The sequence below is a fragment of the Chryseobacterium pyrolae genome, from assembly GCF_025153485.1.
Lineage (GTDB): Bacteria > Bacteroidota > Bacteroidia > Flavobacteriales > Weeksellaceae > Chryseobacterium > Chryseobacterium antibioticum.
In genome coordinates this window covers 227,440-240,780 of record NZ_JANZQH010000006.1, presented here as the reverse complement: position 1 = coordinate 240,780, position 13,341 = coordinate 227,440, and the positions used below count along the sequence as shown (strand labels likewise).

12 protein-coding genes and 2 tRNA genes are annotated in these 13,341 nt (G+C 37.7%); 9 read left to right on the top strand and 5 right to left on the bottom strand.

The annotated features are described in order from the left end of the window. Positions 1-86: 86 nt before the first annotated feature. Entirely contained in the window at positions 87-614 is a 528-nt protein-coding gene (locus tag NZD88_RS14210; protein ID WP_259830015.1) for a hypothetical protein, read from the top strand. Between the two features lie 151 nt (positions 615-765). Here NZD88_RS14210 and NZD88_RS14205 read toward each other — a convergent pair whose 3' ends face one another. Next, positions 766-3,294, bottom strand: a complete 2,529-nt coding sequence (locus tag NZD88_RS14205; protein WP_259830014.1) for an ATP-dependent Clp protease ATP-binding subunit — start codon at positions 3,292-3,294, stop codon at positions 766-768. A 152-nt stretch (positions 3,295-3,446) separates the two neighbouring features. Between NZD88_RS14205 and NZD88_RS14200 the strand changes: the two genes are divergently transcribed. From NZD88_RS14200 to NZD88_RS14180, 5 genes are read left to right on the top strand one after another with little or no spacing between them, the layout of a single operon-like run. Next, positions 3,447-3,674 (top strand): uroporphyrinogen decarboxylase, encoded by a 228-nt coding sequence (locus NZD88_RS14200; protein WP_259830012.1) that lies wholly within the window; start codon positions 3,447-3,449, stop codon positions 3,672-3,674. Beyond that, positions 3,671-4,765, top strand: a complete 1,095-nt coding sequence (locus NZD88_RS14195) for a glycosyltransferase (RefSeq protein ID WP_259830011.1) — start codon at positions 3,671-3,673, stop codon at positions 4,763-4,765. Before NZD88_RS14200 ends, NZD88_RS14195 begins: the two co-directional genes overlap by 4 nt. A 46-nt stretch (positions 4,766-4,811) precedes the next feature. After that, on the top strand, positions 4,812-5,231 hold the full coding sequence (locus NZD88_RS14190; protein ID WP_259830009.1) for a SufE family protein: 420 nt from the start codon (positions 4,812-4,814) through the stop codon (positions 5,229-5,231). Positions 5,232-5,233: 2 nt separating this feature from the next. Further along, on the top strand, positions 5,234-6,205 hold the full coding sequence (locus tag NZD88_RS14185) for a glycosyltransferase family 9 protein (protein ID WP_259830007.1): 972 nt from the start codon (positions 5,234-5,236) through the stop codon (positions 6,203-6,205). Beyond that, positions 6,205-7,098 carry a glycosyltransferase family 2 protein gene (locus NZD88_RS14180; protein WP_259830005.1) on the top strand — a complete coding sequence of 298 codons (894 nt, stop codon included), beginning with the start codon at positions 6,205-6,207 and terminating at the stop codon, positions 7,096-7,098. Before NZD88_RS14185 ends, NZD88_RS14180 begins: the two co-directional genes overlap by 1 nt. 102 nt (positions 7,099-7,200) lie before the next feature. On the opposite strand, the gene NZD88_RS14175 is transcribed toward NZD88_RS14180, so the two are convergent. From NZD88_RS14175 to NZD88_RS14160, 4 genes are all read right to left on the bottom strand, one after another. Then, on the bottom strand, positions 7,201-8,685 hold the full coding sequence (locus NZD88_RS14175; protein WP_259830004.1) for a T9SS type A sorting domain-containing protein: 1,485 nt from the start codon (positions 8,683-8,685) through the stop codon (positions 7,201-7,203). Positions 8,686-8,746: 61 nt separating this feature from the next. Next, a tRNA-Val gene (locus tag NZD88_RS14170) sits at positions 8,747-8,821 on the bottom strand. A gap of 35 nt (positions 8,822-8,856) precedes the next feature. Further along, a tRNA-Val gene (locus NZD88_RS14165) sits at positions 8,857-8,931 on the bottom strand. A gap of 41 nt (positions 8,932-8,972) precedes the next feature. Beyond that, positions 8,973-10,217: a bifunctional folylpolyglutamate synthase/dihydrofolate synthase gene (locus NZD88_RS14160; RefSeq protein ID WP_259830003.1), complete on the bottom strand. Its 1,245-nt coding sequence runs from the start codon at positions 10,215-10,217 to the stop codon at positions 8,973-8,975. Between the two features lie 97 nt (positions 10,218-10,314). Between NZD88_RS14160 and NZD88_RS14155 the strand changes: the two genes are divergently transcribed. Genes NZD88_RS14155 through NZD88_RS14145 form a run of 3 tightly spaced genes read left to right on the top strand, consistent with a single transcriptional unit; the run spans position 10,315 to position 13,338 of the window. Beyond that, positions 10,315-11,661 carry a TolC family protein gene (locus NZD88_RS14155; RefSeq protein ID WP_259830002.1) on the top strand — a complete coding sequence of 449 codons (1,347 nt, stop codon included), beginning with the start codon at positions 10,315-10,317 and terminating at the stop codon, positions 11,659-11,661. Between the two features lies 1 nt (position 11,662). Then, entirely contained in the window at positions 11,663-12,262 is a 600-nt protein-coding gene (locus tag NZD88_RS14150; RefSeq protein WP_259830001.1) for a SprT-like domain-containing protein, read from the top strand. Continuing rightward, positions 12,256-13,338, top strand: coding sequence for a mannose-1-phosphate guanylyltransferase (locus NZD88_RS14145; protein WP_228464602.1), 1,083 nt, complete (start codon positions 12,256-12,258; stop codon positions 13,336-13,338). Before NZD88_RS14150 ends, NZD88_RS14145 begins: the two co-directional genes overlap by 7 nt. Positions 13,339-13,341 lie beyond the last annotated feature (3 nt).

Genomic DNA, 13,341 nt, shown 5'->3' with positions numbered 1-13,341 from the left:
AGTTCTTAGTTTGACCCGGCAAAAATACGACTAAAAAAATTCGAAAAAAAACCATAATTTTAAACATCGATAAAAACAATATTAATATGAAAAAATTTATTATTCCTTTATTTGTAATGATTTCAGGATCAATATTTTCCCAGGTTTCAGTAGGCACGGAGTCACAAGACAACAATAAGTGGACGTTCGGTGGCGGAATCGGTTTAGGATTCGGAAGCAACAGTGCATTTTATCTGCAGGCTTCCCCAAGAGTTGGATACAAAATCACCGATGATCTGGAAGGCGGGGTGGTAGGAAGTATTTCCTGGCAGACTTCTAATTACTACAAATCAACGATGTTTGGAGTAGGACCTTTTGCCAATTATTATATTGCCCGGTCATTTTATGTAGGGGCCAATCTTCAGCATTATTTTATCAATTATACAGACAAATTTTATGATTATAAAGTGAACGAGCAGGAAACCGCTTTATACCTTGGCGGCGGATATATGCAGAGGATAGGAGGAAACTCTTTTATGCAGCTGGGCTTAATGTATAACGTGCTTTGGAAAGAAAATTCAAGTGTATTCTCGAGTGGGCTGGTTCCGAATATAGGATTTGTAGTAGGACTGTAGACTCTATAAAAAATTTAAACATCAATAGGAACGGGCTTTAGCCCGTTTTATTTTGATCCCAATCAAGGATTGGCTTTAGCCAAAACATAGAAAAACAAAAAGCACTGGAATTTTCCGGTGCTTTCATTATTATTATAGTATTTGTTTAAAACTAAGAAGACTTTTCAACCGTTTTTTTCGGTTTTGAAGTTTTTCCGGTTAATCCGTCTTTAGCTTCATTCACTTCAAGAACTACAGTTTCTCCTTCATTCAATTGCTTATTCACTAGCATTTCTGCCAATAAGTCCTCAATATATTTCTGGATAGCTCGTTTTAACGGTCTTGCTCCGAAGTCTTTATCCCATCCTTTTTCAGAAATAAAGTCTTTGGCTTCTTCAGTTAATTCCACTTTATAACCTAATTTCTCTAATCTGCCATAAAGCTTGTTCAGTTCAATATCGATAATTCTCTTGATATCATCCTGTACCAGAGAGTTGAAGATCACAATGTCATCAATTCTGTTTAAGAATTCAGGAGCAAATGCTTTTTTAAGGGCATTTTCAATCGTGCTTCTTGCTCGTGTATCTGTACCAGTCTTTTTAGCCGAAGTTCCAAATCCTACACCATCTCCGAAATCTTTAAGATCTCTTGTTCCAATATTGGATGTAAGGATGATAATCGTATTTCTAAAGTCAATTTTTCTACCTAAACTGTCCGTAACGTGACCTTCATCCAGGATCTGCAACAGAATGTTGAATACATCAGGGTGAGCTTTTTCAATCTCATCCAGAAGAACCACAGCATAAGGTTTTCTTCTTACAGCTTCAGTTAATTGTCCACCTTCCTCGTATCCAACGTATCCTGGAGGCGCACCCACCAATCTTGAAACCGCAAATTTTTCCATGTATTCACTCATGTCAATTCGGATCAGAGATTCGTCAGATTCGAAAAGTTCTCTTGCCATTACTTTGGCCAGCTCCGTTTTACCCACTCCGGTTGTACCCAGGAAGATAAATGTACCGATTGGACGGTTCGGATCTTTAAGACCGGCTCTGTTTCTCTGAATGGCCTTCACAACCTTCTTCACAGCATCTTCCTGACCGATTACTTTTCCGTTCAGTTTTTCATCCATCTGAGCTAACTTATCGAGCTCGTTTTTACCCACTTTCGTCACCGGAACACCACTCATCATAGAAACCACTTCCGCTACATTTTCTTCCGTTACGGTTTCTTTTTTCTCTTTTACATCTTTGTCCCATTTATCCTGAGCAGAATTAAGTTCCATTTGAAGACGTTCCTCTTCATCCTTAAGCTTTCGGGCTTCAAGATAATCCTGAGCTTTTACCGCTTTCTGCTTCATCTCTTTGATATCCTCAATTTTCTTCTCAAAATCAATGATCTCAGTAGGAACTTTCATGTTTTTAATATAAACACGTGACCCTGCCTCGTCCATCGCGTCAATAGCTTTGTCCGGTAAGAAACGGTCTGTAATATATCTTGATGTCAAATTGACACAAGCCAGAATCGCTTCAGGGGTATACACTACATTATGATGTTCTTCGTATTTATCTTTAATCTGATTCAGGATCTGAATTGTTTCCTCAATATTGGTAGGTTCTACCATTACTTTCTGGAATCTTCTTTCCAAAGCTCCGTCTTTCTCGATATACTGACGGTACTCATCCAGAGTTGTGGCCCCGATGCATTGAATTTCGCCTCTTGCCAAAGCAGGTTTGAACATATTGGATGCATCCAGACTTCCTGTTGAACTTCCGGCACCAACAATAGTGTGAAGCTCATCAATGAATAAGATGACATCTCTGTTCTTTTCCAGTTCCGTCATGATCGCTTTCATTCTTTCTTCAAACTGACCACGGTATTTTGTTCCTGCTACCAAACTTGCCAGATCCAAAGTAATAACGCGCTTTCCGTAAAGAACTCTCGACACTTTCTTCTGCTGAATTCTTAAAGCCAGTCCTTCTGCAATCGCAGATTTACCAACTCCTGGTTCACCAATAAGAAGAGGGTTGTTTTTCTTTCTTCTCGATAAGATCTGAGAAACACGCTCAATTTCTTTTTCACGACCAATCACAGGATCCAATTTTCCGTCTCTAGCCAAAGAAGTTAAGTCTCTACCAAAGTTATCCAATGTAGGGGTTTTACTTTTTGCAGAACCTAAATTTCCTGAAGGCTTCCTCATCTGCTCAAATTCCTCTCTGTCGTCATCATCGTCATAAGCACTCATCTGTGGCGCCTGTCCGGAATTTTTAAGCATTGTTTGGTACTCTTTTGAAACTCCTTCATAATCGATGTCGTAAGCGCCTAAAATATTTGAAGTAGGATCCTCATATTTATATAGAATGCCTAAAAGCAGGTGAACGGTATTAATTTCATTGCTTTTATATTGTCTGCATTCCAGCTCTGCACGTTTGATCGCATGATCTGCCATCTTGGTGAAAGAAATATTAGTAACCTCTTCAGAAATAGGATTAAGACTTGCTGTATTTAAAGTTTCAATTTTTCTTCTGATTTGTGTTAAATCCGCATTAAGGCTTTGAAGGATTTCTTTTGCAGAGTTTTCCGTTTTTATAATACCTAAAAGTAGGTGTTCTGTATTAAGAAATTCACTTTTCAGCCTTTTAGCTTCGCTCTTGCTTTGTTTGAACACTTGGCTCAAACCTTGTGAAAACTTATAATCCATAATATATCTCATTAGAATAATGGCAGCGGTGCCATTTATTCATTATCTAAATTACAAATATTTTACCAAAAATCAATTAATGACTTTATGGCAGAAAAAATTTTATTATCTTATTGAAAATGATTAAGTTTGTTATCCTTTAAAACTTCCCCATGAATCCCGAAATTACTACTTATATCGGATATTCTGCATCAATTTTCATAGTACTGAGTTTTATACTGAAAGATGTAAGAAAAATTAGAATTGTTAACATGATAGGCTGTATCTGCTTTGTCATTTATGGTATTTTCAATGGAATGCTCTGGCCAGTTATTATTCCGAATGGGTTAATCTGCTTTATTCAGGTGTATTATTTGTTGGCGGGAAACAAAAAGGAATGAAGAAAAAAATAATTACTTCTGCCTTCAGTAACCTGTATACAGACCAGCGTATCGAAAAGGTATGCCGGACACTGTATGAGAACGATTATCAGGTAGAACTGATTGGAAACGACTGGAAAGGAGCTGAGCAGATGGATCGTCCTTACCCGTTTTCCAGAATACATTTAGCGTCCAAAAGCTTGAAAACAGCTTATTTTGAATTTAATTGGAAACTGTACCATCAATTAAAGGAAAAAGCAGATAGCAACACAATTCTTCACGCAAATGATCTTGATGCACTGCTTCCAAATTATTTCATCGCTAAAAAATTAAATATTCCACTTGTTTTTGACAGTCATGAAATTTTTTCAGAAATGCCTGCTATTCAGGGCAAAATGTCACAAAAACTGTGGCGGTATTTAGAGAAAAAGATCATTCCTGAACTTACATTCATGATCACAGCCAGTGGAAGCTATGCAAAATGGTTCCAAAAAAAATATGGGACCCATCCTGTTGTCGTTCAGAATGCACCGAGAAAAATGGAATTTACCATGAAAATTCCGGAGAACAACCCTAAATTATTTTTATATCAGGGAGTAATCAACCCTTTTCGTGGGATTGATAAGGCTATTCTGGCGATGAATCATCTTGAAGGAGTCGTTTTCAAAATCGCAGGAGACGGGCCAAGAAAAAAAGAATATGAAGATCTTGTTGCGAAAGAAAATCTTCAGCATAAAGTTCAGTTTTTAGGAAAATTGAAACCGGATGACCTTAGAGATATTACGTTGACAGCAGATGTAGGTATGAGTATTGAGGAAAATGGGGGAGAAAGCTACCTTTATTCTCTGCCGAATAAAGTTCTGGACTACATCCAGTCCCACGTTCCGGTATTGCTTGCAGATCTTCCAGAGATGCAGAATATTAAAAATCAATTTGATGTGGGAGAAATCATAAAAGACCACCGGCCGGAAAATATAGCGGCTGCTATCCGAATAATTCTAGATAGAGGACGGGGAAGTTATCAGAAAGAACTGGAAAGAGCATCGAAAGAACTCTGTTGGGAAAATGAAGAAGTAAAATTGCTGAAAGTTTTTGAAAAAGCATCAGAATAAATAATCTTTATAAAATGGTTATCTTTGCATAAAATTTGTTAAAAAAATGACCATTAAAGAAAAACAGCAAGAAATAATCGATGAGTTTGCTTTTCTCGATGACTGGGAACAGAAGTATGAATACATTATTGATCTTGGTAAAGAGTTAAAGGGTCTGCCCGAAGACAGAAAAAAAGATGATAATCTCATCAAAGGCTGTCAGAGTAAGGTTTGGATCGATGCTGAATACAAAGATGGAAAGCTTTTTTTTGATGCCGATTCAGACGGAATACTTCCTAAGGGAATTGTTTCACTTTTAGTAAGCATCTACAGCGGTCATTCTACACAGGAAATCTTAGATTCTGACTTTGAATTCATTGCAGAGATAGGGCTTCAGGAATTTCTTTCGCCATCCCGAGCAAATGGATTAATGGCGATGACTAAACAGATTAAGTTTTACGCAGTTGCCTACCAGTTAAAATCTTAGGAGTGACCAGAATTCTAGCATATCGTTTTTCTGCTTTTGGTGATGTCGCGATGACGGCACCTGTCTTCAGGGAGTTTCTGGAGCAGAATCCTGACGTGGAAATTATCATGGTTTCCAGAAAGAATTTCGAGGGTTTATTTGCTGATATTCCGAATGTTACATTTAAAGGAATTAACCTTGATGACTACAAAGGGATCTTTGGATTGAGAAGGCTTTCTAATGAACTGCTCAAAGAATTTAATCCTGATTATATAGCCAATCTTCATGATGTGATCAGAACTAAAATTCTGGATAAGATCTATCGAAGAAAAGGGCTTAAAGTCTTTAAAATAAACAAAGGAAAAGAAGAAAAGGAAGAACTTACGGATGTCTGGAACCTGAATAAAGTTCAGCTAAAAAAAACGGTGGAGCGCTATGCAGATGTTTTCCGTGATATGGGCTTTAAGGTAGAGCTTTCTCATAAGTTGCGACCGGTTCCGGGGCAAAAATCAGGAATAGGTTTGGCTCCTTTCGCACAACATAAAGGGAAAATGCTTCCCTTGGAAAAATCTTTTGAACTGGCCAGAATTTTGGCTCAAAAACACACCATCTATTTCTTTGGAGGTGGGAAAAAGGAAACCGAAACCCTTGAAAAGTGGGAAACTGAGATTCCAAATACCAAAAGCCTTTCAGGAAAATTAAGCCTTTCAGAAGAGCTTCACAAAATCTCAGAACTGGAGTTGATGATCTCTATGGATTCAGCCAATATGCACCTTGCCAGCCTTATGGGAACCAGGTGTGTTTCTATTTGGGGGGCAACCCATCCTTATGCTGGTTTTTTAGGCTTCGGACAGAGCGAAAACGATGTGGTTCAGGTGAAAGACCTTACCTGCAGACCTTGCTCGGTTTTTGGTGATAAAGAATGTTATCGGGGCGATTGGGCTTGTCTTGAAGAACTTAATATCCAGAAGATCGTTGAAAAAATTCAATTATAATGTTGTTGTCAATCTGTATTCCTGTCTATAATTTTGATGTTCGCGGCCTCGTATCTGATTTAAAGAAAGAGATTGATGCTATTGGAATCGATGCAGAAATTATTTTGATTGACGATGCTTCTGATGAAAGCTATAAAAAGATTAATCAGATACTTCAAAATGAGGTTGAAAACTTCATTTTTCTTGAAAACAATATGGGAAGATCAAGGATACGTAACCTTTTTCAAAAGTATGCGGCAGGGGAGTACCTGTTATTTCTTGACTGTGACGGAAAAATTACAGAGAAAAACTTCTTAAAAAATTATACAGAATTTGTACAAAAAGATAAGGACACTAAAGTTATTTATGGAGGCAGGACTGTTTTGGGACGCGCTCCCGCCTCTGAATATTATTTAAGGTGGAAATTTGCTGTTGAAAGGGAAAATCTGCCTGTTGAGCTCCGTTTGAACAAGCCTTATTTAAGTTTTCAGACCAACAATTTTATCATTAAAAGAGACGTCTTTGAAAAAATACATTTCAATCCTGATTTTCAAAAATACGGATATGAAGACCTCCTTTTTGCGATGGACCTAAAATCTGAAAAAATAAAGATAGATCACATAGCCAACCCGATTCTTAATAATGATCTGGAAAGCAATAGTGTTTACCTTGAAAAAGTAGTGGAATCTGTAGAAAGTCTGGCTAAGATGCTTAAAGATGAAAGCCTGAAGTCAAAATTGTCAGAAGTGAAATTAGTTAGACTCTATAGTAAATTACCTTTTAAACCCTTTATACAAATGTTTTTACAGGATACAATATTGAATATCTTTAAGGCAAAACTTTTAAAAGGAAATGTTAATCTCAGATATCTTGATGTCTACAAATTAGGACTACTGATAAAAAGCATGAAGTAATTATTTTTAGATATAGCTGCCTATATCAATAAAAAAATCTCCCAGTTTCCTGAGAGATTTTATTTGGAGTGGTCATTAAGGATGTTATCCTTTTTCTCGTATTTATTTTTTGATGAATTTTTCAGTCACTATTTTTCCATCATTATTTTTTCCTTTTATAATGTAAGTTCCTTTTGGAAGATGACTTACGTCAACAATTAATTTTTCGTCTTTTCTTTTTACTTTTGCTTCCATTTTTTTACCGTCTATTGTGATCAGCTCGATGTTTTTATCCAGACCTTCCAGGAAAACTTCATTGTCTGCAGGATTCGGATATATGTTGAAATCTTTTATGGTATTGCTTTCATGGGTAGAAAGCAAGCTTGGCGTTTTAAAATCGAATCTTCTCATAACAAGTTTCCAGTTAGACTGTGCACAATAGAAATTGTCCATCGTTTCTGCAATAATCAACTTGTTTCCCTGCCGCATTGCTTTAGTGGCATTGTGTAAGCCCGGAAGTCTGCTGACTGTTACATAGCCGTTGGTATTGTATGTGGTGTCGGCATTTCCGTTGCTGTTGAGCTTTCCTACAATAAAATTAGTAGCGTTGAATTCTCCGAAAACATAGAAGCTGTTATCAATGAAAAAAGTATTGATCGGGTTCACTACATTAGATCCGAATTTATAGCCATTACTGAAAGTTGTATCAAGTGCTGCTCCAGGAAGGACTTTTACGATTAAATAACGGCTCGAACCGCCTGTGCTTATTACCAGTCCGTTATCAGGAGTGATAAAAGTAAAAGTATTGTTATTGTAGTAGGAATTATAACTTGTTATTGTAAATATACCATTGGTGCCAAAATTGGCGATCGGCGTTCCATTAATATCCGTTTTAAAAACAACAATATTCGCATCGTCGTATACGGGACTTGTTCTTTTCTTTCCTGTAAATAAAAGATTACCATCATTATCAATATTCACATTGGTGAAAAGCCAGTTCGGGCTGGTTGCAAAATCTATTATTCCGTTGGTTCCGAAAGTAGTTACCAACGTTCCATTCTGATTGTACTTAAACATGGCAGAATAGTATTTGTTGTCGAAATTTTTTTTAACAGCGGTGATAATGACTTCGTTGCTGCTGGTTTCCACCCAGTCCCGGATGAAATAATCTGTCGGCATACTTACATAGCCGTTTATACCCCATGAGCTTATATGGGTGCCCGCGGCATTCATTTTTACAAGACGTGAAGATTGGTCAATGATAAAATAATTTCCATCATTTGATGGTTTCATAGCATCTACAACACCGGAGTTATCAAAAATACCATTTTGATTATAGGTAGTATCAAGAATCCCGTTCTGATTGAACTTTGAAATAATTCCCGTATAATAACTTGTTGCACTGCATCCCCAGTTGGAAACTCCCCCAACAAGAAAATCATTATTGGGAAGAAGAATCATGCTCTTTCCATGGAAGCCTTTGAAAGGACTTGAACTGACGGTGAACTCTGTGGTTCCGTTGTTTCCGAAAGACATGTCCTGAGTGCCTGGAACCTGGCTTTTTATAAATGAAGTTATGAATAAAGAGAGTAGAAATATATTTTTCATGTAATACTAGTTTTTGAGTAAATATAAACAAAAAAATCTCCCAGTTTCCTGAGAGATTTTGTGGGCCCTGAGGGATTCGAACCCCCGACCCTCTGGGTGTAAACCAGATGCTCTGAACCAACTGAGCTAAGAGCCCTGAATTTTTTTTGAAAGGCTTCAGTTACCTTTGTGTGGGCCCTGAGGGATTCGAACCCCCGACCCTCTGGGTGTAAACCAGATGCTCTGAACCAACTGAGCTAAGAGCCCCTATACTTGTTTCCTCGTTTAGAGTGGTGCAAATATACGACTTATTCAGAAATCTCCAAATTTTTTTCTAAAAATTCTCCAACAACAAAATTACTTCCGCCGATGAAAATCATTTCTTCATTTGTACATCGCTCTTTTGCAGAAAGATACGCTTCCTGTACCGAATCGAAAATTTTATAAAAAATTTTTGCTTCCTGCAGAAGAATTTCATAGTCTTCCGGGTGTCTTCCCCTGCTGATAGCTGGTTTTGCAAAATAAAATTCTGAATTTTCCGGAAGAAGAGCCATCACTTCATTTATTTTTTTGTCACTTACAAATCCCAGAATGACATGCTTATGCCTGTCAATAGAATTTAGTTGTGAAAATACATACTCCAGACCGGCCTGATTGTGCCCCGTGTCACAAATGGTAAGCGGATCTTTAGAAAACTCAAACCAACGGCCGATAAAGCCCGTGTTTTGATGGACGTTCAATAATCCGTTCTCTATATTTTTGTCAGAAACAGGGGTATTTAATTTTTTTAACTCATCGATCAAGCCAAGAACCACGCGGATGTTTTTTTTCTGATAGTTTCCTTTAAGATCGGAGACAAGGTCCGTTTGTATGGTTGTAGCGTCTATAAAGGGTGCATTTTCGGTGTTGGCCTTTCCCCTGAGGATATTTTTAACTGTTTCTTTTTCTTCTCCTGAAACAATTGGGATATGAGGTTTGATGATTCCTGCTTTTTCTGAGGCGATCTCTTCAATGGTATCTCCTAAAATATTCTGGTGGTCCAGCTGCACATTCGTGATGGCTGCAACCAAAGGGGTAATGATATTCGTAGAATCCAGCCTTCCTCCAAGACCAACCTCAATAATGGCAAAATCTACCTCCTGCTGATAAAAATATTCAAAAGCCATGATGGTTGTAAATTCAAAAAAAGAGGGAAGGATATCTTCAGGAAGGGTCTGAAGTTTTCGAATGAAATTAAAAACAAACTCCTTATCACAGTTTTTTCCGTTTATTTTGATCCTTTCTGTAAAGTCAATAAGGTGGGGAGAGTTATATAAACCCACTTTATATCCGGCATCCTGCAGAACCGAGGCCAGCATATTGCTGGAAGACCCTTTTCCGTTGGTCCCTCCAATATGAATGCATTTTATCTTTTCCTGAGGATTGCCAAAGAAATCACATAACTTTGTAATATTGTCTAATCCAGGCTTATAGGCCTTCAGTCCATCGGTCTGATAGTTGGGAGCCTGTACGAAAAGCCAGTCTACAGCTTCCTGATATTGTCCGTTTGTCATGGTGCAAAATTCACAAAAGTTTTTTTAAAATAAAATATTAATTATTAAAACTGTAACTTTTTTATATTTGGCTCGTCTAATATTGAAAATTATTAATATGAAAAAAGTTTGGATTATCGTTTTTGGATTAAGCTGTCTGGGCCTGAGCGCTCAGAAGAAATGGTCCTTAAGAGAATGTGTAGACTATGCCGTGGAGCATAATCTTCAGGTTATCCAAAATCAATATTCTAAACAGATCCAGGATTCTAACCTTAAAATGGCTAAAAATCAGTATCTGCCCTCAGTATCCGGAACTATGTCTAACAGTGTAAGTTTTGGACAGACATCATTTGGAACAGGAAGTTTAAGGAATGACAGATTCAGCAACAGTGCTAATCTGGGAGCAGATATTTTACTGTTCAACAACGGAAGACTGGAGAAAACGATCAGGAAAACCCAGTTTGATGTAGAAGCCAGCCAATATGATGTGGAAACGATTAAAAATGATATTTCCCTTCAGATTGCACAACAATATCTTACCACCCTTCTAAATAAAGAAATCGTAAAAATCTCGGAGAGTGCTGTTGAAAATGCCCAAAAGCAATACGACAGGGCTAAAATAACCACCCAGGTTGGGACTACGGCTCAAACTATCTTGGCGGAAGCAGAAGCCGCATTGGCGAGAGAAAAGCAAAACCGTAAGACCGCTGAAATTAACGTTGGCAGAAGTCTTTTTGCCATGGCACAGCTCTTACAGCTTCCCGATTATAAGGATTTTGACGTTGAATATGTAGAGGTTCCTGACCAGCTGGAACAACCATTAAAATCAGTAGATGAAGTTCTTACTACTGCTTTTGAAAATCAGCCTCAGGTAAAAGCTGCAGAAAGCAGAATCAATTCTGCTGTAGCGCAAACAGAAGTGAGTAAAACGGCTTTCTGGCCGACCCTTACAGGAAGTGTGGGAGTAGGAAGTTTTTACAATAATCTTTTAACCACCAATACAACGGGAGTTGATGCGACAGGTAATCTTGTGATGGAAAGGAATTTTTTCGGTCAGTATAAAGATAACTTTGGACAGCAGGCCAGTATTTCACTGAATGTACCAATTTTCAATAAAGGAAACACCAAGTTGCAGGTAGAACAGTCTAAAATCAATGAAAGTGTGGCCAAGATCACTCTGGAACAACAAAAACAGACGGTAAGACAGAACGTACAGAAGGCACAGTTCGATGTAGATGCCAATTATGAGACTTTCCTTTCAGCAGTAGAAACAGAGAAGAGTACCAAACTGGCTTTAGAATTTGCTGATAAAAGTTATGCAGCAGGAAGAACGACGATTTATGACGTGAATGTGGCCAGAAATAATTATGCAAACGCACAGGGATCAGTGGCACAGGCGAAATACAATTATCTTTTCAGTCTTAAATTACTGAATTTCTATGCAGGAATTCCATTAGCTTTGTAAAATGCCTATCCAGTCTTTAGAAAAATATTTACCTCAAAATACACTGAAATACTTAAGAGTTTGGTTTGCAGATCATTTTATTCACATAAAAGTTACACGCAGTCGAAATTCTAAACTGGGAGATTACAGAAAACTACCTGATGGGTCCCATGAAATAACGGTGAATTCAACATTGACACCGCCGCTTTTTTTCTTTGTTCTGACGCATGAACTAGCCCATCTGATCGCTTTTGAAAAATATGGGCGCAGAATATCGCCGCACGGGAATGAATGGAAGGAAACATTTAGAAACATGCTTCTCGAAAGTCTGGAGGTCTACGATGAGGATCTGAAGCCCATTATCATCAGATTTTCAAAATCTCCAAAAGCCAATTTTATGGCAAGTCCGGATCTTGTAAGATATTTTCATACTGAGAAACAAGATGATACGCTGCACTTTATTGAAGAACTAAAAAAAGGAGAATTTTTTATGTATCGGAACGAAAAGTATTTATTAGAAGGTCTGATTAAAAAAAACTATCTTTGTAAGAACCTGGCTACGGGAAGGAAGTATTCTTTCAAGCCTTTGGCAAGGGTTGAAAAATGTAGGCAAGAATGTTAAAATCAGATAGATACTGTGTCATCATGGCGGGAGGAATCGGGAGTCGGTTCTGGCCAATGAGTACACAGAAATTTCCAAAACAGTTTCAGGATATTTTAGGGACAGGGCGTACAATGATTCAGCAGACTTATGACAGAATCAGCCGGATTATTCCTAAAGAACAAATATTCGTGATCACGAATAAAGAATACGTCGCGCTTTCGCACCAGCAGCTTCCGGAAATTCCTGAAGAGAATATTGTGGGGGAACCTCTGATGAAAAATACAGCGGCCTGTAATCTGTACATGGCCAACAAGATTGCTGAAATTAATCCGAATGCAACAATGATCGTCCTTCCGGCAGATCATTTGATACTAAAAGAAGATATTTTCCTTGAAAAAGTAGAGCTGGCTTTTGATCTGGCGGCAAAACATGATTATCTGGTAACTCTGGGAATTACACCTACTAGACCTGATACAGGATACGGATATATCCAGTTTGTAGAAAAGAAAGGTTCAGATTTTTTTAAAGTAAAAACCTTTACGGAAAAACCTATTCTGGAGATTGCCCAGAGCTTTTTGGAAAGTGGGGATTTCCTTTGGAATGCAGGAATATTTATCTGGAATGTGAAAAGCATTCATCACGCATTTGAGCTATATCTTCCCGAGATGATGCAACACTTCATGGCCTGCGAATACAATTCTGAAAAGGAAGATAGCTGTATTGAGACCATTTACCCGAAGGTTCAGAAGATCTCTATTGATAATGGGATTCTTGAAAAAGCAAAAAATGTATATGTAATTCCTTCAGATCTGGGTTGGAGTGACCTGGGAACCTGGACTTCCGTATACGAAAATACAGAAAAAGATAATGACGGAAATGCGGTTAAACTCAAGCATTTCCTAAACTATAATTCTAAAGGAAATATTATCCGCCTGAAGAATAATAATAAAGCGGTGATCATTGACGGGCTTGAAGATTTTATTGTGGTAGATACAGATAAAGCATTGCTGATCTGTCCCAGAAACAATGACCAGCTGATCAAAGACTATGTTCTTGACCTGAAAAGTTTCAAGAAAGGAGATAAATTCATGTAAAAT

Excerpts from the sequence above, each read along its gene's own strand:
- NZD88_RS14210 (WP_259830015.1), top strand. The coding sequence starts at position 87 with ATGAAAAAATTTATTATTCCTTTATTTGTAATGATTTCAGGATCAATA.
- NZD88_RS14205 (WP_259830014.1), bottom strand. The coding sequence starts at position 3,294 with ATGGATTATAAGTTTTCACAAGGTTTGAGCCAAGTGTTCAAACAAAGC.
- NZD88_RS14200 (WP_259830012.1), top strand. The coding sequence starts at position 3,447 with ATGAATCCCGAAATTACTACTTATATCGGATATTCTGCATCAATTTTC.
- NZD88_RS14195 (WP_259830011.1), top strand. The coding sequence starts at position 3,671 with ATGAAGAAAAAAATAATTACTTCTGCCTTCAGTAACCTGTATACAGAC.
- NZD88_RS14190 (WP_259830009.1), top strand. The coding sequence starts at position 4,812 with ATGACCATTAAAGAAAAACAGCAAGAAATAATCGATGAGTTTGCTTTT.
- NZD88_RS14180 (WP_259830005.1), top strand. The coding sequence starts at position 6,205 with ATGTTGTTGTCAATCTGTATTCCTGTCTATAATTTTGATGTTCGCGGC.
- NZD88_RS14175 (WP_259830004.1), bottom strand. The coding sequence starts at position 8,685 with ATGAAAAATATATTTCTACTCTCTTTATTCATAACTTCATTTATAAAA.
- NZD88_RS14160 (WP_259830003.1), bottom strand. The coding sequence starts at position 10,217 with ATGACAAACGGACAATATCAGGAAGCTGTAGACTGGCTTTTCGTACAG.
- NZD88_RS14155 (WP_259830002.1), top strand. The coding sequence starts at position 10,315 with ATGAAAAAAGTTTGGATTATCGTTTTTGGATTAAGCTGTCTGGGCCTG.
- NZD88_RS14150 (WP_259830001.1), top strand. The coding sequence starts at position 11,663 with ATGCCTATCCAGTCTTTAGAAAAATATTTACCTCAAAATACACTGAAA.
- NZD88_RS14145 (WP_228464602.1), top strand. The coding sequence starts at position 12,256 with ATGTTAAAATCAGATAGATACTGTGTCATCATGGCGGGAGGAATCGGG.